32 protein-coding genes and 1 pseudogene are annotated in these 25,302 nt (G+C 73.4%); 10 read left to right on the plus strand and 23 right to left on the minus strand.

Features of this window, described 5'->3' with window-relative positions:
* The first annotated feature begins 71 nt into the window (after positions 1 to 71).
* The 3 genes and pseudogenes from ACFPL3_RS30090 (at position 72) to ACFPL3_RS30100 (ending at position 3,309) form a co-directional block, all read left to right on the plus strand.
* Positions 72 to 1,055, plus strand: coding sequence for an Acg family FMN-binding oxidoreductase (locus ACFPL3_RS30090; RefSeq protein WP_343938529.1), 984 nt, complete (start codon positions 72 to 74; stop codon positions 1,053 to 1,055).
* 24 nt (positions 1,056 to 1,079) lie between these two features.
* On the plus strand, positions 1,080 to 2,078 hold the full coding sequence (locus tag ACFPL3_RS30095; RefSeq protein ID WP_343938527.1) for a molybdopterin dinucleotide binding domain-containing protein: 999 nt from the start codon (positions 1,080 to 1,082) through the stop codon (positions 2,076 to 2,078).
* Positions 1,967 to 3,309: pseudogene (locus ACFPL3_RS30100) on the plus strand (Mrp/NBP35 family ATP-binding protein). Before ACFPL3_RS30095 ends, ACFPL3_RS30100 begins: the two are co-directional and overlap by 112 nt.
* On the opposite strand, the gene ACFPL3_RS30105 reads toward ACFPL3_RS30100, so the two are convergent.
* The 8 genes from ACFPL3_RS30105 to ACFPL3_RS30140 all read right to left on the minus strand — a co-directional run bounded on the left by ACFPL3_RS30105 (position 3,255) and on the right by ACFPL3_RS30140 (position 8,848).
* Positions 3,255 to 4,715, minus strand: a complete 1,461-nt coding sequence (locus tag ACFPL3_RS30105; protein ID WP_379589781.1) for a multicopper oxidase family protein — start codon at positions 4,713 to 4,715, stop codon at positions 3,255 to 3,257. The pseudogene ACFPL3_RS30100 and the gene ACFPL3_RS30105 overlap by 55 nt on opposite strands.
* A complete protein-coding gene (locus tag ACFPL3_RS30110; protein WP_343938519.1) occupies positions 4,712 to 4,936 on the minus strand; it encodes an SHOCT domain-containing protein in 225 nt (74 codons plus the stop codon). The genes ACFPL3_RS30105 and ACFPL3_RS30110 overlap by 4 nt, the downstream gene beginning before the upstream one ends.
* Positions 4,937 to 5,026: 90 nt before the next feature.
* Entirely contained in the window at positions 5,027 to 5,395 is a 369-nt protein-coding gene (locus tag ACFPL3_RS30115) for a sulfite exporter TauE/SafE family protein (RefSeq protein WP_343938517.1), read from the minus strand.
* 14 nt (positions 5,396 to 5,409) lie between these two features.
* Positions 5,410 to 5,799 (minus strand): TSUP family transporter, encoded by a 390-nt coding sequence (locus ACFPL3_RS30120; RefSeq protein ID WP_343938515.1) that lies wholly within the window; start codon positions 5,797 to 5,799, stop codon positions 5,410 to 5,412.
* Positions 5,800 to 5,806: 7 nt separating this feature from the next.
* Positions 5,807 to 6,391: a rhodanese-like domain-containing protein gene (locus ACFPL3_RS30125; protein WP_343938513.1), complete on the minus strand. Its 585-nt coding sequence runs from the start codon at positions 6,389 to 6,391 to the stop codon at positions 5,807 to 5,809.
* 123 nt (positions 6,392 to 6,514) lie between these two features.
* Positions 6,515 to 7,939 (minus strand): MBL fold metallo-hydrolase, encoded by a 1,425-nt coding sequence (locus ACFPL3_RS30130; protein WP_343938512.1) that lies wholly within the window; start codon positions 7,937 to 7,939, stop codon positions 6,515 to 6,517.
* A 97-nt stretch (positions 7,940 to 8,036) separates the two neighbouring features.
* Positions 8,037 to 8,432: a DUF302 domain-containing protein gene (locus tag ACFPL3_RS30135; RefSeq protein WP_343938510.1), complete on the minus strand. Its 396-nt coding sequence runs from the start codon at positions 8,430 to 8,432 to the stop codon at positions 8,037 to 8,039.
* 149 nt (positions 8,433 to 8,581) lie between these two features.
* Positions 8,582 to 8,848, minus strand: a complete 267-nt coding sequence (locus tag ACFPL3_RS30140) for a metal-sensitive transcriptional regulator (protein ID WP_343938508.1) — start codon at positions 8,846 to 8,848, stop codon at positions 8,582 to 8,584.
* 205 nt (positions 8,849 to 9,053) lie between these two features.
* On the opposite strand from ACFPL3_RS30140, the gene ACFPL3_RS30145 reads away from it, so the two are divergent.
* Together ACFPL3_RS30145 and ACFPL3_RS30150 are read left to right on the plus strand one after the other, a co-directional pair.
* Positions 9,054 to 9,476 carry a flavodoxin domain-containing protein gene (locus ACFPL3_RS30145; RefSeq protein WP_379589782.1) on the plus strand — a complete coding sequence of 141 codons (423 nt, stop codon included), beginning with the start codon at positions 9,054 to 9,056 and terminating at the stop codon, positions 9,474 to 9,476.
* Positions 9,371 to 9,601, plus strand: a complete 231-nt coding sequence (locus ACFPL3_RS30150) for a hypothetical protein (RefSeq protein WP_343938506.1) — start codon at positions 9,371 to 9,373, stop codon at positions 9,599 to 9,601. The genes ACFPL3_RS30145 and ACFPL3_RS30150 overlap by 106 nt, the downstream gene beginning before the upstream one ends.
* A 5-nt stretch (positions 9,602 to 9,606) precedes the next feature.
* Here ACFPL3_RS30150 and ACFPL3_RS30155 read toward each other — a convergent pair whose 3' ends face one another.
* The gene (locus tag ACFPL3_RS30155; protein ID WP_343938504.1) at positions 9,607 to 9,888 is read right to left on the minus strand and encodes an MFS transporter; all 282 of its coding nucleotides are present in this window, start codon (positions 9,886 to 9,888) and stop codon (positions 9,607 to 9,609) included.
* A gap of 6 nt (positions 9,889 to 9,894) precedes the next feature.
* The gene (locus tag ACFPL3_RS30160) at positions 9,895 to 10,395 is read right to left on the minus strand and encodes a DUF6448 family protein (RefSeq protein ID WP_343938502.1); all 501 of its coding nucleotides are present in this window, start codon (positions 10,393 to 10,395) and stop codon (positions 9,895 to 9,897) included.
* Positions 10,396 to 10,648: 253 nt separating this feature from the next.
* Here ACFPL3_RS30160 and ACFPL3_RS30165 point away from each other — a divergent pair, with 253 nt between their 5' ends.
* On the plus strand, positions 10,649 to 11,374 hold the full coding sequence (locus tag ACFPL3_RS30165) for a VIT1/CCC1 transporter family protein (RefSeq protein WP_343938500.1): 726 nt from the start codon (positions 10,649 to 10,651) through the stop codon (positions 11,372 to 11,374).
* 52 nt (positions 11,375 to 11,426) lie between these two features.
* Here the strand turns inward: ACFPL3_RS30165 and ACFPL3_RS30170 are convergent, their stop codons facing one another.
* From ACFPL3_RS30170 to ACFPL3_RS30180, 3 genes are read right to left on the minus strand one after another with little or no spacing between them, the layout of a single operon-like run.
* Positions 11,427 to 11,639, minus strand: coding sequence for a ferredoxin (locus ACFPL3_RS30170; RefSeq protein WP_343938498.1), 213 nt, complete (start codon positions 11,637 to 11,639; stop codon positions 11,427 to 11,429).
* Positions 11,636 to 11,995, minus strand: a complete 360-nt coding sequence (locus ACFPL3_RS30175; protein ID WP_343938496.1) for an NADH-ubiquinone oxidoreductase-F iron-sulfur binding region domain-containing protein — start codon at positions 11,993 to 11,995, stop codon at positions 11,636 to 11,638. The genes ACFPL3_RS30170 and ACFPL3_RS30175 overlap by 4 nt, the downstream gene beginning before the upstream one ends.
* Positions 11,992 to 12,222 (minus strand): response regulator, encoded by a 231-nt coding sequence (locus ACFPL3_RS30180; RefSeq protein WP_343938494.1) that lies wholly within the window; start codon positions 12,220 to 12,222, stop codon positions 11,992 to 11,994. The genes ACFPL3_RS30175 and ACFPL3_RS30180 overlap by 4 nt, the downstream gene beginning before the upstream one ends.
* A 349-nt stretch (positions 12,223 to 12,571) precedes the next feature.
* Between ACFPL3_RS30180 and ACFPL3_RS30185 the strand changes: the two genes are divergently transcribed.
* Positions 12,572 to 13,714 carry an LLM class flavin-dependent oxidoreductase gene (locus ACFPL3_RS30185; protein ID WP_343938492.1) on the plus strand — a complete coding sequence of 381 codons (1,143 nt, stop codon included), beginning with the start codon at positions 12,572 to 12,574 and terminating at the stop codon, positions 13,712 to 13,714.
* Positions 13,715 to 13,818: 104 nt separating this feature from the next.
* Here ACFPL3_RS30185 and ACFPL3_RS30190 read toward each other — a convergent pair whose 3' ends face one another.
* From ACFPL3_RS30190 to ACFPL3_RS30220, 7 genes are read right to left on the minus strand one after another with little or no spacing between them, the layout of a single operon-like run.
* Entirely contained in the window at positions 13,819 to 15,294 is a 1,476-nt protein-coding gene (locus ACFPL3_RS30190) for an NADH-quinone oxidoreductase subunit N (protein WP_343938490.1), read from the minus strand.
* Complete coding sequence (locus tag ACFPL3_RS30195) at positions 15,291 to 16,799, minus strand: complex I subunit 4 family protein (protein ID WP_343938488.1); 1,509 nt, start codon at positions 16,797 to 16,799, stop codon at positions 15,291 to 15,293. Before ACFPL3_RS30195 ends, ACFPL3_RS30190 begins: the two co-directional genes overlap by 4 nt.
* 3 nt (positions 16,800 to 16,802) lie before the next feature.
* The gene (locus ACFPL3_RS30200) at positions 16,803 to 18,620 is read right to left on the minus strand and encodes an NADH-quinone oxidoreductase subunit 5 family protein (protein WP_343938486.1); all 1,818 of its coding nucleotides are present in this window, start codon (positions 18,618 to 18,620) and stop codon (positions 16,803 to 16,805) included.
* 4 nt (positions 18,621 to 18,624) lie between these two features.
* Positions 18,625 to 18,930, minus strand: a complete 306-nt coding sequence (gene nuoK, locus ACFPL3_RS30205) for an NADH-quinone oxidoreductase subunit NuoK (RefSeq protein ID WP_343938484.1) — start codon at positions 18,928 to 18,930, stop codon at positions 18,625 to 18,627.
* Positions 18,927 to 19,490, minus strand: coding sequence for an NADH-quinone oxidoreductase subunit J (locus ACFPL3_RS30210; protein WP_343938482.1), 564 nt, complete (start codon positions 19,488 to 19,490; stop codon positions 18,927 to 18,929). The genes nuoK and ACFPL3_RS30210 overlap by 4 nt, the downstream gene beginning before the upstream one ends.
* Complete coding sequence (locus ACFPL3_RS30215; RefSeq protein ID WP_343938480.1) at positions 19,491 to 20,459, minus strand: complex I subunit 1 family protein; 969 nt, start codon at positions 20,457 to 20,459, stop codon at positions 19,491 to 19,493.
* Positions 20,452 to 21,090: a hypothetical protein gene (locus tag ACFPL3_RS30220; RefSeq protein WP_343938478.1), complete on the minus strand. Its 639-nt coding sequence runs from the start codon at positions 21,088 to 21,090 to the stop codon at positions 20,452 to 20,454. The genes ACFPL3_RS30215 and ACFPL3_RS30220 overlap by 8 nt, the downstream gene beginning before the upstream one ends.
* A 9-nt stretch (positions 21,091 to 21,099) precedes the next feature.
* Here ACFPL3_RS30220 and ACFPL3_RS30225 point away from each other — a divergent pair, with 9 nt between their 5' ends.
* Complete coding sequence (locus ACFPL3_RS30225) at positions 21,100 to 21,654, plus strand: hypothetical protein (RefSeq protein ID WP_379589783.1); 555 nt, start codon at positions 21,100 to 21,102, stop codon at positions 21,652 to 21,654.
* 161 nt (positions 21,655 to 21,815) lie between these two features.
* Here ACFPL3_RS30225 and ACFPL3_RS30230 read toward each other — a convergent pair whose 3' ends face one another.
* The 3 genes from ACFPL3_RS30230 to ACFPL3_RS30240 form a co-directional block, all read right to left on the minus strand.
* Entirely contained in the window at positions 21,816 to 22,166 is a 351-nt protein-coding gene (locus tag ACFPL3_RS30230; protein WP_343938474.1) for an NADH-quinone oxidoreductase subunit A, read from the minus strand.
* Between the two features lie 375 nt (positions 22,167 to 22,541).
* Positions 22,542 to 23,138 carry an FAD-dependent oxidoreductase gene (locus ACFPL3_RS30235; protein ID WP_343938472.1) on the minus strand — a complete coding sequence of 199 codons (597 nt, stop codon included), beginning with the start codon at positions 23,136 to 23,138 and terminating at the stop codon, positions 22,542 to 22,544.
* Complete coding sequence (locus ACFPL3_RS30240; protein ID WP_379589784.1) at positions 23,108 to 23,779, minus strand: FAD-dependent oxidoreductase; 672 nt, start codon at positions 23,777 to 23,779, stop codon at positions 23,108 to 23,110. The genes ACFPL3_RS30235 and ACFPL3_RS30240 overlap by 31 nt, the downstream gene beginning before the upstream one ends.
* A gap of 368 nt (positions 23,780 to 24,147) precedes the next feature.
* On the opposite strand from ACFPL3_RS30240, the gene ACFPL3_RS30245 reads away from it, so the two are divergent.
* Entirely contained in the window at positions 24,148 to 24,555 is a 408-nt protein-coding gene (locus tag ACFPL3_RS30245) for a hypothetical protein (RefSeq protein WP_343938468.1), read from the plus strand.
* Complete coding sequence (locus ACFPL3_RS30250; protein WP_343938466.1) at positions 24,552 to 25,268, plus strand: DUF305 domain-containing protein; 717 nt, start codon at positions 24,552 to 24,554, stop codon at positions 25,266 to 25,268. Before ACFPL3_RS30245 ends, ACFPL3_RS30250 begins: the two co-directional genes overlap by 4 nt.
* The last annotated feature ends 34 nt before the right edge of the window (positions 25,269 to 25,302 follow it).

A 25,302-nucleotide genomic window follows, 5' to 3' on the forward strand; every position in this document is an offset into this window, starting at 1 on the left:
GGTGGGAGTCGTCGGGATACAGCGCCCTCTCCAGTCCCGGACCCGTGCCCTGCCGTTCCCGACGAGGAGCGATGATGACGACCAACCACATCGACCAGCGCACCGTGCGGACCGCACTGGCGCTGGCCGCCCGGGCCCCCTCGATCCACAACAGCCAGCCGTGGCGCTGGGTCGTCGGGCCGCGCAGCGTGCACCTGTACGCCGATCTGCGCCGCTGGCTGCCCGCGACCGACGCGCAGGGCCGGGACCTGATCGTGAGCTGCGGGGCCGCGCTCCACCACCTCCGGGTGGCGCTGGCGGCCGCGGGCCTTGCGAGCTCCCTGCGGCGCATGCCCAACCCGACGGAGCCCAACCACCTCGCAGCACTCGAACTGCATCCGCGTCCGGCCGGAGACGCGGAGCTCGCCCTCGCGGCGGCGATCTCGCGCCGGCGGACCGACCGCCGCAGGTTCGTCGACTGGGAGGTGCCCGCCGCGTTCATCGACGAGCTGATCGAACGCGCCGCCGGGCAGGGAGTGCTGCTCCGAGCGGTCACGGAAGCGGCGCCACGGGCGCGGCTGGTGGCCGCCATCAGGGAGGCGGCGGAGATCCAGGAGGGCGATGCCGCCTACCGGACGGAGACGGCCGTGTGGAGCGGCGGCTATGCCGACGTGGACGGCGTGCCCGCGGCCAACCTGCTGCGGGACCCGGTCGCGACCGGCGCCGGGACGGCCCGCCGGTTCAGCGAGGGCCTCATCGAGCAGACCGCCGGCGACCCGGACGGGGCCGCGCTGCTGATGCTTGCCACCGCGTCGGATGACACCCTCGCCCAGCTGCGCGCAGGCGAGGCGCTCAGCGCCGTGCTGCTGCACGCCACCACGCTCGGTCTCGCGACGTGCCCGCTGAGCCAGCCGCTGGAGGTCGGATCGACCAGGCAGGTCGTCCAGGACGAGGTGCTCGGCGGGTCGGCGGTTCCGCAACTGGTGGTCCGGGCGGGCTGGGCACCCGCCGGTGCTCCCCTCCCCCCGACCCCGCGCCGGCCGATCGACGAGACGATCGAGCGCCTCCAGGTCTGAGCCACTCCGGCGGACCCGGCGCCGGTGCCGGCACCTGGCGCGGGCTCGGACCTGTACCGCCAGGACGAGCGCCCGCTCACCCCCGAGGAGCTGGCCGGGGCCGAGCCGGACGCCGAGGGCGTGCTGCGCAAGCCGACCGGTCCCGACTCCGTGCCGCCGTTGATCGGCGAGGCCGGCTCGGTCGGCGTCCGGCACGCGGACGGCACGGTCTCCGCAGGCTGGCTCACCCCGTCGCGCAGGCTGGAGGTCTACTCCACGACGATGCGGGACTGGGGCTGGGAGGAGCACGCGACCCCGGGATACATCCCCTCCCACGTGGCCCGCTCGGAGCTCGACCTGGAGGCAGGCGAGCTGGTCCTCGTGCCCACCTTCCGACTGCCGATGCTGATCCACACCCGCTCGGGGAACGCCAAGTACCTCAACGAGATCTCCAACTCCCACCCGCTGTGGCTCAACTCGCGCGACGCCCGACGGCACGGCGTCGCGACGGGGGACCTGGTGCGGCTGTCGACCTCGATCGGGCACCTCGTCGCGCGGGTCTGGGTGACCGAGGGCATCCGCCCCGGCGTCTGCGCCCTGTCCCACCACATGGGCCGCTGGCGGCTGCACGGCAACGAGGGCAGCCGGTGGGTGCAGGGCCTGGTCGACATCAGCCACCCGGACGGGCCGGAGTCCTGGCTGCTGCGGTACCGGGGTGGCGTCGAGCCGTTCGAGTCCGACGACCCCGACTCCTCCCGCATCTGGTGGACCGACCCCGGCGTGCACCAGAACCTCGCCTTCGGCGTCCAGCCCGACCCCTGGTCGGGGATGCACTGCTGGCTGCAGAAGGTGCGGATGGAGAAGGCCCACCCGGGCGACCGGGACGGCGACGTCTACGTCGACGCCCGGCGCTCGCGGGAGGTGTACCGGGAATGGCTGGCCCTGGCCCGTCGCGCGCTCGGGCCCGGCGGTCAGCGCCGGCCCGAGTTCCTCATGCGACCGGTCAAACCGTGCCGCCGCGCCTTCCGGGTGGACCGGCCGTGAGCTCGCTGCTCGGTCGGCACGCCGACGTCGATGCCGGGCGCGTCCGCGCCGCCGTCGCCGCGGTGACCGACCCGGAGCTCGGTCTGCCGCTGGGTGGGCTCGGCATGATCGGCGAGGTGCACGTCGGCCGTGGGGGGCGGGCGCACATCGAGCTCCGGCTGACGACGGCGAGCTGCCCCCTCGCCGCCGAGCTGACCGGCGCCGTGACCGAGGCCGCCCGGCAGGTACCCGGCATTCGACAGGTCTCGGTAGACACGCGGGCGATGAGCGTCCGGGAGCGCAGCGAGCTGGCCGATCGGCTCCGGCGCGATACGGCACGGATCGACTCGGTGGTCGGCGAAGGGCGACCGGCGGTCTACGCCGTGGCCAGTGGCAAGGGCGGGGTCGGCAAGAGCACCGTGACCGCCAACCTGGCCGCGGCACCGGCGGCTCGGGGCAAGCGGGTCGGCGTGCTCGACGCCGACGTCTGGGGCTACTCGATACCGCAGCTGTTCGGCGTCCGGCGCAACCCGGTCGTCCTCGGTGACGCCATGCTGCCCGTTCCCGCCCACGGGGTCATGCTCATGTCGGTCGGCTTCTTCGTCGACGAGGACAGCCCGGTCGTCTGGCGCGGCCCCATGCTGCGCAAGGCCATCGAGCAGTTCCTGCGCGACACGCACTGGGGCCGGCTCGACACGCTCCTGGTCGACCTTCCGCCCGGCACCGGGGACGCGGCGCTCTCCCTGCTGGAGCTGCTACCCGACGCCGCGCTGCTCGCGGTGACGCCCCCGCAGACGGCCGCCCGCGTGGTGGCGCGGCGGATGGTGCGCATGGCCACCGATGCCGGGAGCCGATCGCCGGGGTCGTGGAGAACATGTCCGCGTCGAGCTGCCCCACCTGCGGCGGGCAGGCACCGGTCTTCGGCGAGGGCGGCGGCTCGTTGCTCGCAGAGGAGGCCGGCGCCCCGCTGCTCGGCCGGGTACCGCTCGACGTGGAGCTCCGCCGAGCGGGCGGATGCCGGCAGGCCCGTCGTGCTCGCCTCGCCGGAGGCCGCGTCGGCGCGCGAGCTAGCCCGGATCGCTGCCGCCCTGCCTTCGCCGCGGCGGAGCCTCGCCCACCGGCCGCTTCCCCTCTCCGCGCTCTGACCGCCGGGGCGGCGGCGCGGAGCCGTGCACCCTTCTTCGTCACCAGCGGGCCTCAGCGCACGGTGATCGTGGCCATCATGCCGGCGTCCTCGTGGTCGAGGATGTGACAGTGGTAGACGCTGCGGCCGGTGTGGGTGGTGAACGGGATGCGCAGCCGCACCCATCCCCCGGGCGGCACGAGGACGACGTCCTGCGGCACCCCGAGCGGCGGGCGGCCGTCGCTCGCGGCGACGACGGTGAACGGCCAGACGTGCAGGTGGAAGGGGTGGGCGAGCGGGCCGGTGTTGGTCACGGTCCATTCCTCGACCGTCCCGGCGGCGACGATCTGGTCGTCGCGGTCGGGGTCGTAGGCGCGGCCGTCGACGGTGAAGCTCATCGGCATCGCGTCACCGCGGCCGCCGCGCATCCCGCCCATGCCCATCCGGAAGCTCGTGGAGCGGGTGGCGGTCGCGGAGGCGGGCGGGGGTTCGGCGGGCAACGTCGCCGGCAACGCGGGTGCCACCGCTGCGGGACCGTCGACGACGAGGGTTGCCAGTGGGACCGGCCCCGTCGACGCCGGCGCGCCGCCCATGCCGCTACCGCGGTCGTAGGGATCGGCGATCAGCGTGAACCGCCCGGCCCGATCGGGCTGTACGACGACGTCGGCGCGGTTGCCCGGCGCGAGCACCAGCTGCTGCCGCGGTGCCGGGGACGGCAGGAACGTGCCGTCCTGGGCGATCTGCTGCAGGGTGTGGCCCTCGAGCCGGACGGCGAGCACCCGTGAGGTGCACCCGTTGACCAACCGCCAGCGCTGGGCGCGCCCGGGTGCGGCCGGCACGACCGGCCGGTACTGGCCGTTCACGAGCACGAGCCGCCCCTCGCGACCGAACATTCGCTCGGGCGGGCCGACGGGCGCGACGGTGCCGTCGGTGGCCAGGGTGGTGTCGGTGACCAGCAGGAGACGGTCGTCGTCGACCGGCAGGGCCCGGCCGCCGTCGACGAGCAGGGCGCCCGCCAGACCGCCGAAGAGCTGGTCGGCCACCGCGCCGTGGTGGTGCGGGTGGTACCAGTGCGTCCCCGGCGGGTGGTCGGCGGGCACGAGGATCCGGTAGTCGAACGAGGCCCCGGGGTCGATCCGTACGAACGGGTTGTCGCCGTTGCCCTCCGGGGACACCCGCAGCCCGTGGGTGTGCAGGTTCGTGGGCTGGTCGAGCCGGTTGGTGAGCCGCACGGCCAGTTCGTCGCCGGGCCGCACCCGCAGGGTCGGGCCCGGTGAGGAGCCGTTGAAGCCCAGCGCGCGGGTGTCCTGGCCGGCCAGCCGGGCCCCGGCGGCCGCGACCAGCTCGACCTGCAGCCGGCCGTCTCGCGCGGTCAGCTCCGGCGGTCGGGCGAGGGGCTCTCCCGCGGCGCCGGGGCCGCCGGCGGACGTGGAGCCGGCGGTTGTGATCCAGCCGGCGGTGCCAACGGCCAGGGCCGCGACACCGGCTCCGCCGAAGACCAGTGCGCGGCGCCGACTGATCGGGCGCGGGCTCATCGCAACCGGTCTTCCAGTACGGATCGCCGGCGGTGGTACTCCTGCTCGTCGATCTCGCCGCGCGCGAACCGTTCGTCGAGGACCCGGCGAGCCGCATCACGATGCTCGGTTCGCGCACCGCCGCCCCAGGTCCGGGCGATCGTGTAGCCGAGCAACGCCACACCCACGATCACCAGCAGCGGCCAGATCCAGAACAGGCCAATGCCTACCGAATTCATCATGGAGATTCACATCCTCGGGCGAAGGATCTCGGCTGGGCCGGTGGGCGAGAAGGGCCCAAGGGCCCGCTTCCGCCGACGATCGCCGCATCATCAGCCGGGTCCTCCGACAGCGACCTGGACGAGGACGAACGCGGCGACGGCGAAGATCAGGTAGACGAACCAGCGCTGCAGCCGCATGGTCGGAACGCGGTGGGCGAGGCGCCCGGCGAGCAGGGAGCCGACGACGGCCGTGCCGGAGAAGGCGAGCGTGACGGCGGGATCGAGGTGGGCGTCGCCGAGGTGCGCGGCGAACCCGGCGGCGGAGTTGACCACGATGACCGCGAGTGAGGTGGCGACCGCTGAGCCCATCGGGAGGCCGAGGAGCAGCACGAACGCCGGGATGATCAGGAAGCCGCCGCCGACGCCGAACAGGCCGGTGAGGAACCCGACGGCGAGCCCGGCGGCGATGGACTTGAGCACGCAGCCACGCCAGTTCACCCCGCCCCCGGGCAGGGCGCAGTCCCCGCCGGCCCGGTCGCCCCGGCGAGCATGCGGAAACCAGCGGCGATCATCAGCAGGGCGAAGCCGGCGAGGACCAGCCGGGGGTCGAGGAGGCGGTTGACCACCGCCCCGGCGAACGCCGCACCCGCCCCGGTCACGCCGAAGATCCCGGCGATGCCCCAGCGGATCTGCCCGCCGGCCAGCCGCGGGAGCAGAGCGGCGGCCGAAGAGATCCCGACGACGACCAGCGAGGTGGGGATCGCGGCAGCCACCGGGACTCCGACCCCGTAGACCAATGCCGGGACGGCGAGGATCGATCCGCCGCCGCCGAGCAGGCCGAGCAGGATCCCGATCACCAGACCGAGGCCGAGTGCGGCAATCACAGGCTCGTCAGCTCCCGGCGCGAGGGAGGGCGTCGAGCGTGAGGGCTGGATCGAGGGCGCCCCCGGCGCGGTTGTAGGGCAACGCGGACAGCAGCCGACCCATCGCGCAGGTGTCGGTCAGCGCCGAGACCGTCAGCCCCGCGCCGATCGCCCCGGCCAGGGCGACCAGGGGCCGCTTCCACAGGCTGCCCAGGACCCCTGCGGTGACGAGGCCGCCCGCGACCAGGCGGACCTGGCGTTCCAGCGCCCAGCGGGCTCGGCCGCGCACGACCTCGCCGCCGACGCGCTCGAAGGCCGGGACGCCGCCGCCGAGGACGTGCAGGTCGCCCATGCCGACCGCGGCCAGGCGCCGCCGGGCGTCGGCCGCCCGGACCCCGGACTGGCACACCAGCACGGTGCGGTGGTCGATCCGGTCGGCGACCTGGGCGGCGTGCTCGCCGAGCAGGGGCAGCGGCACATTGTAGGAGCCGTGGATGTGCACGGTCTCGAACTCCGCGGGGCTGCGGACGTCGATCACGGTGAGCTGCTCGGGGGCGTCCATCCACGCCCGGAGGGTCTGCGGGTCGACCGTGTGCTCCCGTGCGGCTCCCACGGGAGCGGGGTTGCCCGAAGCAGGGTGGTCGGCGGTAGAACTGCTGGAGGCGGTGGGCGTACTCATGATTCCTTCTCTCGTCGGGAGGTCGCGTACCAAGCCCATCGCCCGGGCCGGTGCAGGTCAGCGGTGGGCGGGCTCGGGGTGCTCGGGGTGCTCGGTGTGCAGGCCGGCATCGGCGGCACGTTCGTAGTCGTCGTCGACCAGCACGAGGTCGCGGCCGGGCTGGTCGAGGATCGAGGCGGCGATGGCGGCGCGGTAGCCGGAGCCGCAGTAGACCCACACCTCCCCGTCGGGCACCTCGTCGACCCGCTCGGCCAGCTCGTGGATCGGGATGTGGATCGACCCGCGGACCCCGCCCCCGGCGCGCTCGTCGTCCCGGCGGGCGTCGAGCACCGTGAATACCTCGGGCCGCTGCGCCGTGGCGGCGGCGAGCCCGGCGAAGTCGCTGACCGGGTAGGACCGCAATGGCCGCCCGTCGGCGAGCGTCTCGATCTCGCCGTATGCCATCCCGGCGAGCCGGTCGATCCCGATCCGCACGAGCTCGCGGCGGGCCTGCGTGACCTGCTCGGCCGACTCCCCGATCAGCGTCAGCGGGGCGCCCCACGGGTGGAGCCACCCCAGATAGGTCAGGAAGTTCGTGGACAGTTCGAACCCGAGCGAACCGGCGAGGTGCCCGGCGGCGAACGCGGTGCGCCCGCGCAGGTCGACCACCCACTCCCCGGCCTCGATCCGCCGGCGCAGCTCCGCGGGGTCCACCGGCTCGGGCAGGGACAGGTCGACGGGGCCGGCGCCCCGGCGGTTGAGCGAACCCATGTGGGCGTAGTAGGCCGGGTACGCGGCGAGGCCGGCGATCAGGGTGTCGACGTAGTCCTGCTCCTCCAACGTCAGTGCCGGGTTGACCTCGGCCTGCGCGCCCACGGTCGACGCGTCACCGCTGGTCGGGGTGGCCGAGCAGAAGCTGCCGAACCCGTGGGTGGGGTAGACCGGGGTGTCCGCGGGCAACTCCGCGGCCAACCGGCGCACCGAGTGGTACTGGGCGTGCGTGAGCTGCTCGGTGTCCCCCGGGCGCACCAGGTCGGTGCGGCCCGTGGCCCCGTAGAGCATCGAGCCGCCGGTGAACACCCCGTGCACCCGACCGGCCGCGTCCTGCAGGACGTAGCTGATGTGGTGGTGGGTGTGCCCGGGGGTGTGCAGCACCCGCAGCCGGATCCGACCCGCCTCCAGCAGGTCGCCGTCGGTGACCGGCCGGTACTCGAAGTCCAGCTCGTCGCCGCTCGCGAGCACGTACGTGGCACCGGTGGTGCGGGCCAGCTCGAGGCCGCCGGAGACGTAGTCGTTGTGCACGTGGGTCTCCACCACCAGCGCGAGCCGCAGCCCGCGCGCGTCGAGGAGCCCGGTGACCCGGTCGATGTCACGCTGCGGGTCGACCGCCACCGCGGTCTCGTCGTCGTGGACCAGATAGCTGCGATCGCCCAGGCTGGTGGTCTCGATCGTCTCGACCCGGAACCCCGTCCGTCCGGCGTCCGGTGTCGGATTGGCGCTCATCGCTCCGCCTTCCCTACCCCGTAGGGTATCCCCTGCTCATGGGTCGATGGTGTTCTCGTGGTGGTGCTCTTCGGTCACGCTCCCGGTGAGGGGGAGGTCACCGCTGCAGGGCGTCCAGTGCGGCGCTCATCCGCCGGTCGGCCTCGTCGGCGATCGGACCGAGCTCGGGATTGTCCGTCACCGCCGCCAGGAGCTGCGGGTTCATCAGTTGCACCATCGTGCCTGCGCCGTCGGTGAGCGCGCGCACGGCGACGTTGCACGGCAGCAGGACCCCGACGCGGCGGTCGATCTCGAGGGCCCGTTCGGCCAGTTCGGGGTTGCAGGCGCCGAGGATGACGAAGTCCTCGATGTCGGCGCCGCGCTTCTGCTTCATCGTCGCGGTCATGTCGATCTCGGTCAGCACGCCGAAACCCTGCTCGGCGAGAGCTTTCCGGACCCTGGGCACGACCTCGGCGTAGGGCTGGTCGAGGGCGATACTGCGGGCGACGTCCATCCGACGACTCCTCCCGTCCTTGGGATCTGATGTGTTGCGGCGTGTATGTCGGGAACCGGTGTCGACCCCGGGAACCGGCACTGGGCTCACCCCATCCGGAAGCGGGTATCCGTCGACCACATCGCCTGACCCGGCGTCCTCGACGTGGCTCAGGCCAGCGACAGGAACAGTCGCTCGAGCTCGGCTTCGTTCACCTGCTGCGAGCCGTCCTCACCCTCGGCGATGCACTGACGCAACCCCGTCGAGATGATCTTGAATCCGGCCTTGTCGAGCGCGCGCGATGCGGCCGCGAGCTGGGTGACCACGTCCGAGCAGTCGCGGCCTTCCTCGATCATTCGGACGATCCCGCCGAGCTGCCCCTGCACCCGCTTGAGCCGAGCCACCACATCGGTCAGCTTCGCGGCGTTCACGTCCATCGCAGTCCTCCTTCACGGGAGCAGCGCTCCTCTCGACCTACCCCCGGGGGTATAAGGCGAGTGTACCGCCCGGTATTCCCGAGCGGCCGGCGCGGCTCGGGCCGGCGCTGTCCGGGCCCGCCCCGTGCACTCGTGCCCCTCGGCCGTGGCAGAAGGTGACCGGCGCCCCTACCGGCCGCCCATCCGCTCCGCCCAGGGTGGATGGATGCACAAGCAGCCGACAGTGCTCGTCGCCTACGCCACGGCGGCGGGCGCCACCAAGAGCGTCGCCGAGTTCGTCGGGACCGCGCTGCGCGTACGCGGTTGCGAGGTGGACGTGGCCGCGGTCACCGACCGTCCCGACCCGGCGAGGTACGACGCGGTGGTGGTCGGCAGCGCGGTGCACGACCGGGCGCTCCTTCCCGCAGCGACGCGGTTCGCGGCCGACCACCGTGACCGGTGGCCGCGCATCCCGGTGTGGCTGTTCAGCGTCGGCATCGGACCGTCGCTGCGCGGACCGCTGGGCCGGGCGCTGCCAGGGCGGTGCCACCGCGGATCGCGGCCGTCCGCGACGTCCTCGGCGCCCTGGACTACCACGCGTTCGCCGGCGTGGCCAACCGCGCGGCGACACCTCCGCAGGCCCGGGTGATCCTGCGCCTGCTGGGCGGACGGTACGGCGACCTGCGGGACTGGAGCGAGATCGAGCGTTGGGCCGACGGCATCGCCGTCCGGCTCCTGCACCTGGCCACGACGACGCCGGATCCGACGTCCTGAGTCGGCTACCGGGCGGCATGGCGCGCCGCCCCGCGCTCGGGGATGAACCGGCGCGCGACCAGCGCGGTCACGGCAATCCCGGCGGCCGCGACCAAGATCGCTGCGCGCAGGCAGTCGGTGGTGGTCGAGCGCAGGGCGGAGCCCGTGAGACCCTCGGTTACCGCGTTGGCGATGGCGACCAGGACCGCCAGCCCGACCGCACCGCCGATCTGCTGGGCGGTGGAGGCCGACCCGGAGGCGACCCCCTGCTGGTCGGGCGCGGTGCCGGAGGTCGCGGCCCCGAACATCGAGCATCACTCGTGCTCGTGGGCACCGGCGGGCTCGTGCGGGTCCGCCATGAGCTGCCGGTAGACGGCATGCGCCCACACCTCCAGGCCGAGCACGGCCTCGACGGCCGCGCGGGCTGCGGGTACTCCGTCGCCGCCGTGCGTCCTGCGCTCCATCGCGTGCCGGTGTCGGCGCTCGACCTGCTCGCGCACGATCCCGCACAGCACGTCGCCGAGCGGCTCGGGTGAGCCCGCGTCGAGCGCCCGTTCCGCCGCCGGGATGACCGGCCCGACGTCGAGGCCCGCGGGCTTGAGCCCGGTGAACGGGGCTTCCTCCCCGGCTCGGTGCACGCGGACGACGGTCTCGAAGAGCCACCGGTCCGCGACCTCGCGCGCCTCCGGTCCGAGGTTCCGCACCTCGAGGGCGAGCTCGAAGGCACGCTGCACCTCCTGCTCGCCGTCGGCGTGCACGTACGGCAGGACCAGGTCGACATCGCTCTGGTCGAGAGCCTGGCGCGCGGCGGTCACCACCGGACCGTCGAGCGAATCGCAGTGCGGGGGCATCTCGTGACCTCCTTGCCGGTGGACGCACCGAGGCTCGGTGCCGGCACCCGGGACCGCCAGAGCCCTTCGACCCCCGGCACCCTCGCGAGCGCCCGTGACCGCGGGTGCCTGCTTGTCGCCCTGCGCCCTGCCGTGGCTCGGGTTGCGGGTCCTTTGTCGATGCGCTGGGGCCACTCGGCCGTGCAGCCCGGTGGAGCGTGCAGCGCACCATCCGAGGGTGAGCAGGCGTCAGGACCCCACTCGTGGTGAGGGTGAGCACGCGGACGTCACCGGTGGATGGCTGCGGCCGGCGGTGTTCGGGGTGATGGACGGTCTGGTGTCGAACTTCGCCCTGATCGCGGGGATGGCGGGCGGTGTTGCCGGTGGGAGCGCGGCGAGCGGAACGCTGGTGCTGGCCGGGCTGGCCGGCCTCGCCGCGGGAGCGTTCTCCATGGCCGTGGGTGAGTACACCTCGGTCGCCTCTCAGGCGGAGCTCGCCCGGGCGGAACTCGCGGTGGAGCAGAGGGAGCTGGCGGAGAGCCCGGAGGTCGAGCAGGCGGAGCTGGTTCAGCTGTACGTGGCCAGAGGTGTCGAGGTCGGCCTCGCCCGAGAGGTGGCGAGACAGCTGTCCCAGAACGCGGAGCAGGCGTTGGTGGCGCACGCCCGCGAGGAGCTGGGGGTCGACCCGTCCGACCTGCCGTCGCCGCTGCTGGCAGCGGTCACCTCGTTCCTGGCGTTCGTCACCGGCGCGCTGGTGCCGGTGCTGCCCTACCTGCTCGGCGCGACCACCGTGCTGCCAACGGTGCTCGTCTCCGCCGCCGGGATGTTCGTCGCCGGCACCATCGTGTCCCGGGTGACGGCACGTCCCTGGTGGTGGACCGGATCACGGCAGCTGCTGTTGGGCGGCGCCGCTGCTGCGCTGACCTACGGCGTCGGCGCGGCCGTCGGCACCGGGCTCGGATGATCGTCTACTTCAGCGCCGTCGTGTCATCGGCGGGATCCTTCGGCCGGGCGCGTCATGCCGGCCCGTTGTCGGTGCGCAGGGCCAGGCGGGGGCAGGCGGCGACGGCGTGGCGGGTGTGGGTTCGCAGCCGGTTGGGGATGGTCGGGTTCTTCACGATGGGGTACCCCCATTCGTCGAGGGCGATCAACTCGGGGAGCAGTTCGGCGCACACCCCGTGCCCGGTGCAGGCGATGCGGTCGACGTGCAGGGTCCGGGTGCGGGTCATCGCCAGTGCTCCGGGGGTGTCGCGGGCGGTAGGGGGATCTGGCGCCGGTGCGCTGCCGGGCAGGCGCCGTGGGTGAGGTGCCGGTCGACGTCGTCGGCGAAGGTGCGCAGGGCCGACGCGGCGAGGCGGGCGGCACCGTCCGGGTGGCGGCACGCACCCCGGTCCGGCAGCAGAGCGCTCCGGCGATGCAGCCGGGACCGCAGGTCCGGGGCGGCCCGTCCGGCGGCAAGCAGGGCGAAGTCCTCGGCCACGGCCGGCAGCCCGAACTGACAGGGGCCGCACTGGCGGGCGCTCTGGCCGGCCAGGTAGGCGAGTATCCGGGCCGTCTCGGCCGCGGTGCCGGTCCGCCTCCTCACCCCGGGCGGTCACGGCGATGATCGCCGCATCGGACCGGGCCCGCAGCCTCCGGCGCACCTCGACCCCCGTCGATGTCCGGCAGCCCCAGATCGAGCAGCACGACATCGGGCGAGGGCGCCGCCAGCGCGGCATGCCCGGTTCGCACGCCCTCGACCGCGTATCCGGCCTGCCGCAGACCGCGCACCAATGACTCCGCGATGCCACGGTCGTCCTCCACGACCAGCACCCGCGTCTCCTCGGCCCCGCCCCCGGCCTGGGTACTCACGCTTCCTACCCGCCTTTAGAACGATCGGGTCGACTGCGTCGACCCGCCTCCCAGCCTGCCCCTGTCCGGCCCTCGCAGCAGGGGCCGTTCGTCCGCTTCCGGCTCCGACGACGGCGATCGGGACCCGAGCCTGAACTCGTCAGCGTCGGAGTCGTCACCCCCGCGCAGGCAGGGGCCAACGGCGAGCTGCCCGGGTGCCCTTCGGCTCTGATGCAGTCGGTCGAGCCACCGCTCCAATGGATTCGTCCAGAAGATTCGGGGAGAGCCGAGCAGCTGTCCGATCAGCCAGGAAAGTGGAGGCGGACGACGAATGATGTCCAGTTCGAGAATATCCGTCGGGCTTCAGATCGGCACCCAGCCGCCGTTGCGGCTGACCAGGACGGTGGCGAGATATGCCAGGCTGATCGGGCTCCGATCACTCATGGCGATCGATCATTTCCAGAACATCTTCCCAACGGCGGCGTGGGACGAGGAGTTCAGCTGGCTCGCCACGCAGCGCCCCACCCCGCACGAACACTTCGACTACCAGGCCGTACTGGGTCATCTGGCCGGCCACGCCGGCAACCTGCGGCTCGGGGTGGGCGTCACGGACCCGATCCGGCGCCACCCCGTCCTCATCGCCCAGGGGATGCTCACGCTGGCGCACATGACGAGGCACGCGCCGATACTCGGGATCGGGGCCGGCGAGCGGATGAACATCGACCCGTACGGACTCGACTTCTCCCACCCCGTCGACCGCCTCGAGGAAGCACTGCAGATCATCCGCATGTGCTTCTCCCAGGTGGGACGCCTCGACTTCAAAGGGCACCACTACACCCTCGACGGCGCCCTGATGGAGCTCAAGGCACCACCCGGTAGGACGCCCATCATCTGGGTCGCCGGGCACGGCCCGCGCATGCTCGAGCTGACCGCGACCTACGGCGACGGCTGGTACCCGACGATGCTCGCCACCCCGCAGGAGTACGCCACCAAGCTCGAGGCCGTCCGAACCTCCGCCCGGGTCGCGGGACGCAACCCACGTGACATCCTGCCGGCCCTTCACCGGTTCCTCGTCGTCGCGCCCACCGAACGCGACGCCAGAGCTCAGCTCGAACACAAGGCGATCCGCGCCCTCGGACTGGGGACACCCGCGGAGCAATGGGCGCGGGTCGGGGCGCAGCACCCGTTCGGACCGAGCTTCCGCGGCTACATCGACCTCGTCGCTGACCGGTACGACCGCCGTACGATCGACGAGGCGATCGCCGCGGTGCCGCCCGAGCTCGTCGAGAACGGCCCGCTGCTGTGGGGATCCCCCGAGCAGGTCGCCGACAAGCTCCGGGAGTTCGGGGACGCCGGGCTCCGCCACGTGGTCCTCGCGCCCGTATCCGGGTTGGTCTCGAAATCCGCCGCGGTCTATTCGTTGTGGGCCATCCGCGGGATCGCCCACTCACTCGCGCACGCACGCCGCGGCTGAGGGCCGATCGGGCCGGTTCGCCCGGTTCTGCTCCGCACTCGAGCCCGTGCCCGATCTGGTGGGGCGGGGTCCGAGTCCCGGCGAGGCCGACCGGTAGCGGAGGCTCAACCGGCCGGCGCCGCGGTGAGGAGCGGCAGCAACAGGCCGCCGACGACGCCCAGGGCAACCGCGCCGGCCGCGCAGGCGTAGGCGGTGGCCGCCGACCACGTTCCGGCCCGGGTGAGCACCGCGACCGGGGTGAGCGCGGCGTCGGCGACGTCGTCGTCACCGGCGGGGAGCCGGAAGGTGGGCGCGATCCAACGCAGGTAGTAGAAGACGCTGGCCACGGTGTTGACGATGGCGAGGACGGCGAGCCAGGCGAACCCGCCGTCGATGGCGGCGGTGAACACCGTGAGCTTGCCGAGGAACACCGCCGTGGGCGGGGTACCGATCAGCCCCAGAAGGCTGACGGCGAGCGCGACCGCGAGGGCCGGGTACCGGCGAGCCATGCCCAGGTAGTCGTCCAGGGTGCGGGCGCGGGGTAGCTCGGCCACCACGGCGAACGCGCCCAGGTTCGTGATCGCGTAGCCGGCGAGGTAGAAGAGCAGGGCCGGCTGCGCCAGCTCCGCGCGCCCGGCGACGGCGACCACCATCAGCAGGTAGCCGACCTGGCTGATCGTGGAGTACGCGAGCAGCCGCTGCACCGTGGTCTGGAAGAACGCGGCGAGGTTGCCGAGCGTCATCGACGCCGCCGCGAGGACCGCGACGAGCAGCGGCCAGTCGAGCGTCTCGGCCGGGACCGCGACGAGCAGCAGCCGGTACGCGGCGACGAGGCCGCCGATCTTCGGGATCGTCGTGACGATCGCGGCCACCGCGGGCGGGGTACCGTCGGCGACGTCGGGCACCCAGAAGTGCGCCGGAACGGCGCCGATCTTGAACAGCACCCCGGCCAGGACGGCGATCAGTCCCACGCCGACGGCCGCGACCGGCGCGGCGGCGAGGCCGTCGCGCAGCGGCTCGTACGCGGTGGAGCGGCCGACGCCGTACAGGACCGCGACACCGGCGAGCATCACCACGCCGAGGAACGCCCCGGACAGGTAGTACTTCATCGCCGCTTCGGTGCTCAGCGCGCGCTTGTCCCAACCGGCCAACGCGTAGAACGGGATGCTGGCCAGCAGGAACGCCGCCGCCAGCAGGAGCAGGTCGTTCGCGCCGCCCAGGACCATCGTGCCGAGCGCCCCGAGCTGCAGCAGGACCACGAACTCGGTCTCGCGCCGGTGTCCCGCGGTCCCGTCGACGGACAGCGCCAGCGCCCCGAGCAGCGCGATCAGCACGATGGCCCGGGTGGCGTGGGTGGGGGTGTCGACGGCGTAGCTCGTTCCGAACACGATCTCGTCGGGCCGGGTCGCGGCCACCGCGGTGGCCACCAGCCCGGCGAGCGCCGCCCCGGCGGCGAGCAGCCGGACGAGCCGCTGCCGCTCCCGGGGCAGCCACGCCCCGAGCAGCAACCCGAACACGGAGCTGCCGAGCAGCAGCAGCTCCGGGACGAGCGCCGCGGGGTTCTCGTTCATCGTCATCGGTGTCATCGCGATCGGTGTCATCGCGCGACGAGCTCCACGAGCGCACGGGACGCCGGTTCGATCACATCGAGCAGGAACCGGGGCAGCACCCCGATCACGGTGGCCAGCGCGAGCAGCGGGACGATCGCTGCGATCTCGCTGGCGTGCAGGTCGGAGAACGGCCGCGGGGTGCCCGGCGCGTCCGGGACGCGCTCCGGCCCGAGGAACACCCGCTGCAACGCCAGCAGGAAGAGTCCGGCCGTGACCAGGATCCCGGTGACGGCGATCGCGGTGGGCACCGGTGCGCTCGACAGCGAGCCGGTGAAGATCTGGAACTCGGCGATGAAGCCGGCAAACCCGGGCAGCCCCAAGGAAGCGAACGCGGCCACGGCGAACACGCCCGCGAACAGCGGTGTCCGAGCCGCGAGGCCCGAGTAGGCGCCCATGTCGTAGGTGCGGCCGCGGTCGTACAGCACGCCGGCGAGCAGGAACAGCGCACCGGTGATCAGGCCGTGCGCCACCATCTGCGTCACCGCTCCGGTCGTGGCGAGCCGGCGGGCCTGCTCGTCCGTGCCGGCGATGATCCCGGCCGCGCCCACCCCGAGGATCACGTACCCCATGTGGTTGACGGAGGTGTAGGCGATCATCCGCTTCAGATCGGTCTGGGCGAGCGCGACCAGCGCCCCGTACAGGACCGATACCACGCCGACCAGGACCACCACCAGGGCGTACTGCCGCCAGCTGCCGGGCAGGATCGGCATCGCGATCCGGACGAAGCCGTAGGTGCCCATCTTCAGCAGGATCCCGGCCAGGATCGCCGAGCCGGTGGCCGGCGCCTCGGTGTGCGCGGGCGGTAGCCAGGTGTGGAACGGCACCGTCGGCGTCTTCACCGCGAGCCCGATCCCGATCGCGAGCAGCGCCAGCCCGGCGTAGGCCCCGCCGCCCGCCAGGGGGTTCGCCGCCGTGAGGTCGACGATGTCGAACGTGTGCGGCTCCGCAGCCAGGTACAGCAGGATGAACCCGAGCAGCAGGGCCAACGATCCCAGGAAGGTGTAGAGGAAGAACTTCAGCGCCGCCGCGCGGCCCCGCTCACCGTGCCCCCAGCCGGCGATGATGAAGTACATGAACACGATCGACAGGTCGAAGAACAGGAAGAACAGGATCAGGTCCAGCGCGACGAACAGCCCCAGCGACACCGTCTGCAACCCGAGGAAGAGCGTCACGTAGCTCTTGACGCGGCGGGTCTCCCGCAGCGCGAACAACGCGCACGCGCCGAACAGCACCACGGTCAGCGCCACCAGCGGCAACGACAGGCCGTCCACGCCGACGTGGTAGGAGATCCCGGCGCTCGGGATCCAGGCCGTCCGCTCCTCGAACTGGATGCCGGCCGCGGGGTCCAGCCCCAGCCACACCGCCACCACCAGCGCGAGGTCGGCCGCGCTGACCGCGATCCACGCGCCGATGAACGTCGTGCGCGACGCCCGCCCCGGCACCAGCAGCAGCGCACCGGCCACCGCCGCGGGCAGGAACACGATCAACGACAGCACTTCTCACCTCACCACGATCACGAGCAGGGCCAGCACCGCGAACGCCACCGCAGCCTGGGCGTAGTACTGGTGCAGCTGGCCGGTCTGCGGCCGACGCGCGAGCCGGCCCAGTGCGCGGGCCCCGGCCGCGAGCCTCCGCACCGCACCGTCCACCGACAGCTCGTCCCGCCGGTCCAGCGCCCGCGCCGCCGCACCGACGCCGCGGGCCACCGCCTCGACCGACCGGTCGAGCACCCGGTCGTCGAACCTCGCGAGCGCCTCGGCGAGGGCACGGGTCGGGCGTACGAGCACCACGTGGGCGGCGCGCTCCAGGCCCAGCCAGCCCGTCAACGGGGCCGCTTCACCGATCCCGGCGCCGATCCTCCAGGCCACGAGCGCCGCGACGACGGCGAGCACGGCGGACAGCAGCAGCTCCCACGGCGCGGGCGCAGGCGCCACGGCGAGCGCCCCGCTCGTGACGAGCGGGAGGACCCCGAGGGCGGCGGCGAACGCGGCCAGAACGACCAGCGGGATCAGCATCGCGCCGTGGACCCGCCCAGCGGGTTCGCGCTCGACGGCCGCCGCGGCGGCGGGGGCGGGCTGCCACACGTACCAGACGGCCTTCGCGCTGTAGATCGCCGACACCACGGCCCCCGCCATCCCGGCCGCGTACAGCACCACCCCGCCGTGCTCCAGCGTGGCCGCCAGCACCGCGTCCTTCGCCACCCACAGCGAGAGTGGCGGCAACCCGGCCAGCGACGCCGCGCCGACCGTGAACGTCACCCCGACCAGCGGGAACCGTCGCGCGGCGCCCCGCAGCTCGCCGAGCTGCCTGGTGCCGAGCGCCACCAGCCACGCGCCCGCAGCGAGGAAGAGCAGGCTCTTGGTCGCCGCGTGCGCCACCAGCTGCAGCGCGCCGCCGGCAACACCGCCGACGCCCGCGGCGAGCACCATGAACCCGATCTGCGCGCACGTCGAGGCCGCGAGCAGCTGCTTCAGATCGGACTGGGCCATCGCGACCAGCCCGAGCAGCAGGGCCGTCGCCGCGCCGACCCACGCCACCAGCGGGCCGGCCCATCCGGTCGGCTCGAGGAGCGGGACCAGCCGCAGCAACAGGTACGCGCCCGCGGCCACCATCGTCGCCGAGTGCAGCAGCGCCGACACGGGGCTCGGGCCGCGCATGGCGCGCGACAACCAGAACGAGAGCGGCAGCTGGGCGGACTTGCCGAGCGCCGCGAGCACCACCCCGGCCGCGACGACGTGCAGCCACGGCACGGTGGCCGCGGGCAGCTCCGCGAGCGCCAACGAGCCGACACCGCCGGCCAGCGCGGCCCCGGCCGCGACGTAGAGGCCGACGTCGGCGAGCCGCGTGGTGAGGAACGCGGTGTGCCCGGCCCGCACCGATCCCGGATCCCGCCAGTCGTAGGCGATGAGCGCCCAGCTCATCGCGCCCATCACCTCCCACGCCATCAGCAGCACGGCGAGGGTGGTAGCGGTGACGGTCACCAGCATCGCGCCCGCGAACAGCAGGATGAATCCGGCGAACCGGGCGGTGCGCAGCTCCGCCTCGCCGGCCGCGAAGACCAGGACCGCGAGCGTCGCGCCGGCAACTGTGACGACCATCAGCGCGGACAGCCCGTCGACGGCCAGCCCGGCCCGGATCCCCGCGAGCAGTGGGGCGTCGACGGCCGGGCGCGCCACGGCCGTGGCGATGGCGAGGGCCAGCGTGGCCGCCGCGACGAGCACGGCCACCACCGGTGCGGCCCGGTCGGCCCGCCGACCGGCGGACGCGAGCAGCCCGCCGGCCAGCAGCGGCACCGCCATCAAGAGCCACAGCAGCATCCGGTCAGCCCTTCAGGTCTGCGGCGTCGTCGGTCATGTCGACCTGCCGGGCCCGGTAGATGGCGGTGACAACGGCGAACCCCATGGCCATCTCGACGGCCATCGCGGTGATCACCACCACGATCAGCACCTGACCGTCGGTGCCGCCGGGCGCGACGTAGTACCAGAACGCTGCCGCGGCGACGATGACCCCGCCCAGCATCAGCTCGAGGCCCATCATCAGCATCACGATCGACTGCTGCGACAGCGCCCCGTACAGCCCGATCGCGAACAGGCCCGCGGCGAGCAGCAGGAACAGCTCGAGGCTCATCGGCCCACTCCTCCGCCGGCCGGGCCGTCGGCGCGCGGCGCTCGCAGGTCGTCGCCGAGCCGGTCGTAGCGGCCGCGGTCGGTCGAGAGCACCACGGTGGCGACGATCGTGGCGAACAGGCCGACGCCGAGCGTCATCATCGTGAGCATCTGGCCGCCCATGAGCGCCTCGCCGAGCGCGAACGTCGGGTCGGGCGCCGGCGCGCCCTCGCGGCCGGGCCAGTCGACGAGCAGGATCCCGGCCGCCAGCACGACGAACGTGCCGATCGCGATCGCCGCGGAGCCGACCTTGTTGTGCACCATCGTCATCGGCATCAACCCGGCCGGGTTCATCATGTACATGATCATGAAGACCGCCATGATCACCATCTCGATGATCATCATCAGCACGATGACCGCGCCCAGGTAGGCCAGGCCGAGCAGCAGCACGAGCCCGGCCACCGCGAGGAACGACCCGAGCAGGGCGAACGTCACCTGCGCCATCGAGTCCAGCCGGAACACCAGGTACCCGAGCACCAGCGCGCCGATCGCCAGCACCCAGAACAGGATGATCGGGAGCACCTACATCCCCCCTCGCTGGAGCACGACGAGCGCCACGACCAGCGCCTGCGCGATCGTCAACGGGATCAGCACCACCCACGCGAACTCGGTGAAGCGGTCCATCCGCACCGCCGGGAACCGCCGGCGCAGCCACACCAGCAGCGCGAGGACAGCCGCGGTCTTGACGACGGCCCAGGCCCATGCCGGCAGCAACGGGCCCACTCCCCCGCCGAGGAACAGCGGCACGGCCATCGCGGCCGCCACCACGAGCAGCAACCACCGGCCCCCGACGAACACCAGCCGGTCCACCCCGGCGAGCTCCACCGCGGCGCCGCCTGCGACCTCGCGCGAGAGCGGCGTGTCGAACGGCCCCCAGAACGCCATCGCCGCCGCCGACAGCAGGTACACCGCGAACGCCACCGGCATGATCACGACGAACCACAGGTCCCGCTGCGCGTCGACGATCGTGGTCAGCCGCAGGCTCTCCGCGCCCAGGGCCGCCGTGATGATCGCGAACATGTGCGGAAGCTCGTAGGCCAGCCCCTGCGCGACGAACCGGTACCCACCCACCAGGCCCAACGCGCTGTTGGAGCCCCACCCGACCATCCACACCGCGGCCCACGCCACCACCTCCATGGCGTTGAACCACACGACCCCGATCGACAGGTCCGCCACCGGTCGCTCACCCAGCGGCAGCACAGCGGCAGCGAGCACAGCCGCCACCGGCAGCGCCGCGCCGCCGATCCCGCCCAGTACCCGGTCGCCGGCGAGCGTGCGCCTGCGCTGGCCCACCAGCAGCCGGGCCGTCTCGCGCAACGGCGCCGCGACCGCCGGCCCCATTCCGGCCGGGCCGCCCACCGGCCGCGCCTCCAGCGCCGCGTCGCAGGCGAGCACCACCCACGTCGCGACGCCCAACAGCACCGGCAGCAGCAACACCGACCACCACGGCAGTGCCATGGAGGTCGCCACCTCCTGCGGCATCTCACCCATGCCGCACCTCCTCGTGGGCGGACGCCCCCTCGGTCTCCGGATCCACCGCGGCGACGATCAACCGAGCAGCCGCGAGCTCGGACCCCACCAGCAGGCCCGCCAGCTCGTCGAGCGCCGCCCGGGACGCCCGGCGGCCGGCGGATCCCGCGGCAGCCGAGACAGCGGCCTCGACCGCGGCCAACCGCCCGTCGAGCAGCGCCGCGACGTCGGTCGGGCCGGCCGGGAGCCCGCGGAGTTGCCAGCGCAGGGTGCGCGAGCGGCGGACCCGCCGCAGCAGCGCCGCCGCGGACCCGCGGACGTGCTCGGCCGATGCCCCCGCCAGCAGCTCGTCGCGCAGACGTCGGGCCCGAGCCGCGGCGTCGGCCCAGCCCGCGACCCCCAGGAACCTGGCGAGTCCGTCCAGCTCACGTGCGGCCGGGTGGGCGTGGCGCCAGAAGGGGCGACCGGACCCCGCGTCGAGCACCTCCGCGGCCGCCTCCTGGATCACATCGCCCTGCATCACCGTGCGGACGACCAGGCCAGGTGGCCAGTCGGGCAGGACCGGCCCCAACGGCACGTGCAGCCGATCCAGCCGCAACCCGTCACGGTCGTCCCCCAGGTCGGCCATCGGCAACCCGCCGGGCAGCTCCATCCCACCGCCGTGGCCGGCGTGTGCGCCGTGCCCCGCGTGCGCGCCGTGGCCGCCCGGACTCCCGTGCCCTTCGTGGCCTTCGTGACCTTCGTGACCTTCGTGAGGAGCCTCGCCTCCGTGGGCCTCGTGCCCACCCCCCTCGTGACCACCGTGCCCGATGTTCTTCCGGTCGCCGTCGCCCCGGTGGCCCTCGGGCGAGCCGTGCGCTGCGTCCGCCTCGCGCCCGCCGTGATCCTCCGGCGCGGAGTGACCACCCTCGCGGTGTCCGTGGGCGACCAGGTGGTCCGGGCTCGGTTCATCGCCGGCCCGACCGTGGCCGGCGTCGCCGTGGGCGTGGCCTTCGGGTTCTCCGTCGTGCGCGCCCGGCCGCCCGCCGGTGGCCGGGCTCGGCGTGGCACCGCTCGGAGCCTGCGCGCGCTGGAGCGCGGGATCGGCCAGCAGTGCACTCGCCTCGTCGAGCTCGCGGTCCGTATGCCCAGGTGCACGGACGTGCGCCCGAGCGCGTGGGGCGGACACCCGCGCCCAGACCTGCTCGATGACGGCGTCGAGCGCAGGCCCCGGTGAGCCGGCCACGACGAGGACGTCCGCGTCGGCGGGCGCGGTGGCCGGCGGCCACCCACGCCGCGCCATCGCAGCCTCCACCGCCAACCGCTCTGCGGTGGCCCCGACCGCGGACACGACGAGCACGTGCGGGCGGCGGGCGGCCGCTCGCAACAGCACTGCGGTCAGGTCCACCGCAGTGCTCCCTCGCGCCACGCGTAGAGCACTCCGGCCAGCAGGATCCCCAGGAACAGGAACATCTCGATCACCGCGGGAGCGCCGATCCGCGAGACGACGAGCGTCCACGGGTACATGAACAGCATCTCCATGTCGAAGGCGAGGAAGACCATCGTCACCGGGTACCAACGAACGTGGAACCGCGACACCGCGTGCTCGACCGGCGGGAGCCCGCCCGAGAAGGCCGGGCTGTCATCCATCCGTCGGGCCACCGCGACCGCCGATGCGATCCCGTACCCGGCCAGCACGAGGCCGAGCGCCACCGCCAGCAGCGCGAGAATCGGACCGAACTCGGCCACCGCTCACTCACCCGGGACGGGTGGCACTCGAACGGGCATGTCGACCTCCTCGGTGCCGCGAGCGGAGCGGACCGCGGGCGGCAGCAACCCTACCTAGGTACAGTATTCGGCGCAGCGCCGCCATCGGGTGAAGCCCTTCCCGCCGCTGTCGCCCGGAGGGTGGGCGCTCCTCCGATGCCCGAGGCCTGGTTCGCCGCGTCCCAGGCCCGCGAGCCCGGCCGAGCAGGACGATCGGCGCGCTTCGACCAGCGCGACTCGAGCCGGGTCAGCGCGGCCGGCCGCGCGCGCAGCAGCGGGCGATGTCGATCACGAGGTTGAGCACCACGGCCCACCGGCCGATCCGGCGCTCGCCGATGAGACTGATCTTCGCCCGGGTCACGCCGCGCTCTCCAGCACGCGGTCGACCTCGCCGATCCAGGCACGTTGCGCGATCAGCCCGCGCAGCCGGTTCGCGACCCGCGCGCCGCCGACTCCGACGGCGGCGACGATGCGGTCCTCGCTGTCGAGCAACGCGATCGTGAACCGCTGATCTCCCACGTCGCCGTGGACGACGACCTCGTCGACGGCGGCGTGCGCCCAGCCGACGATCGTCAGCTTCGTCCCGTGGACGTAGGTGCTGTAGCCCGGCGGCTCGACGGCCGGAGGCACGTCGGGCGGCACGGCGAGGCCGAGGTCGGCGAGCACGCTGGTCGCTGCCGCGCGCCCCTGTGCCAGCGCGCTCCCCCAGTGCTCCGTCCGGATCGGTGCGCCGTCGGGTCCGGGCACGGCGGCGAGGTCGCCCGCCGCGTAGAACCCGGGACGGTCGAGCACCCGCATTCCCGCATCGACCGGCACGCCGTCCGCGACGGGGATTCCGCTGTCGCGCAGCCACGCGACCGCCGGCGTCACGCCGAGGCTCGCAACCACGAGGTCCGCCTGCACCGTGTCGCCGTCCTCCAACCTCACGGCGACCGCGTCGCCCGCGGTACCCACCGCGGCGACGGCGATACCCGTCCGCAGGTCGACGCCCGCGGCAGGTGCTCGTCGTGCACCCAGCCCGCCGCGGTCGCGCCCAGGTGCCGCGACAGCGGCCGCACCGCGGGATCGACGAGGGTGACCGTCACCCCCACCGTGTGGAGGGAACCCGCGGTCTCGGCACCGAGGAGGCCGGCGCCGGCGATCACCACACGGGAGGGTCGGCGGGTGGCGAGCGCCTCGCGCAGGCGCGAGCTGTCGGACGCGGTGCGCATCGTCAAGACTCGGTCCGCGGCCGCTGGATCGATCGCCGCCGGAAGTGGCCGTGGGTTTGCCCCGGTCGCCAGGACGATCGCGTCCGCGGTCGCCCGGGTTCCGTCCGCGAGCTCGACGAGCCGCGCGGACGGGTCGACCGCCTGGACCCGCTGACCGAGCCGCCAGCTGACGCCGAGGTCGTCGATGCCGGGCATCCCGACCTCGTGATCGCCCACCGCCCCGGTCAGCAGGCCCTTGTTCACCGTCGTCCGGTTGTACGGCAGCCGACCCTCGGCGCCCACCACGACGACGTCCAGCTGGGGAGCAACCTGCTTCAGCGCCGTTGCGGCGGCACTGCCCGCCGCGCCCGCCCCGATGACGACCACTCGCTGCCGTTCGACCATGCGTCCCACCCCCTCCTCCCAGATACCACCCGGGGGTACTCGTTGTACCACATAGGCGTAGGGGGTATCTTCTCCGGGCCCGGCGACGGGTGATCCACCACACGAGAGGAACGCACAGGACGACCAGCAGCACCTACACCGTCCGAGGCCGGGGTACACCGTGGTGCCGGCATGATGCGCGCCGCCACCCGGCCACGCGCCGGGTGGCGGCAACCCGGGGGCGCCCGCCGAGCGACATCGTGATCCGGGAGGCGACCACGGCGCAGCCTCGGCGCCCCCATCGCGTGGACCCCGAGACATCCGTGCCGGCCGTTCCGGCATCATGAGCGACGGTGGATCCGTGGGCGGTCGTGACGCGAGGCCTCGCCGTGGGCGCGGCCCGCCTTCTGCTGCTCGCGCTCGCCGCGGTCGGGTTCGTGGCCATGCACGGCGTCGCAGTGACTGACCCTGGCGGCGCCCATCACAACCCGATGAGCGTGTCGGCGACCGTCGAGCACACCGGCCCGTCCGGCCCAGACCATGCGAGGCCCGACGCCGATGTGCCCACGGCAACGGCGCCACTCGCGGGCGCTCCTGACCGGGACGACGGCCACGCGCTGATGGCCGCCTGCGTGTTCGTGCTGGTCAGCGTGCTCGGTGCCGTCGTGCTGCACGCGCTGAGCGGCCACCTCGGGGTCTCCCCGCCGGATCCGAGGCGATCGCCCGGCGTCGGGCACCGACGTTCCCGCGCTCCACCGAAGCCGATCTTCTTGTCCCTCTGCGTGTTCCGGCTGTGAGACGGCCACCCGGTCCCGGCCGGGTTGCCACGTCTCTTGCCGACCTTTCACGCAGAGGAGAAAACTCCGTGTCCACCACTCGCACGTCCCGCGCCCACCTCATCGGCGGCGCGCTCGCCCTGTCACTGGCCCTTTCGGCCTGCGGCGGCGGTGCGACCGCGGCCAGCGCGCCCGCTCCGGCGGCTCCGAGCGCGTCGGCGCAGGCCGGGGTCAGCGCCGAGCACAACGAGGCGGACATCCGCTTCGCCCAGATGATGATCCCGCACCACCGCCAGGCCGTGGCGATGGCCGGAATGGCCGTCGAGCGCGCCGAGACCCCCGACGTGAAGCTCCTCGCCGAGCAGATCCAGGCGGCGCAGGACCCCGAGATCGAGCAGCTGAGCGGATTCCTGCAGGCGTGGGGCGCCGATGTGCCCGCCGAGGACGACATGTCCGCGATGCCAGGAATGAGCGGTATGGATCATTCCGGCATGGGAGATGTCTCGGGCATGATGACGCCGGAGCAGATGAACGAACTCCAGAGCGCCGGCGGCCCGGCGTTCGACAGGATGTTCCTGGAGATGATGATCGCGCACCACGAGGGCGCGGTCCGCGATTCGGAGCGTGAGGTCGCCGAGGGCGTGAACCCGCAGGCGAAGGAGCTCGCGCAGCAGATCATCAGCGCCCAGAACGCCGAGATCGCCCAGATGCGGCAGATGTTGCAGGCGGGCTGAACCACCGTCCGCTCGAACGGTCGGGGGAGCCGCG

The organism is Pseudonocardia zijingensis, from assembly GCF_042657305.1.
Classification (GTDB): domain Bacteria; phylum Actinomycetota; class Actinomycetes; order Mycobacteriales; family Pseudonocardiaceae; genus Pseudonocardia; species Pseudonocardia zijingensis.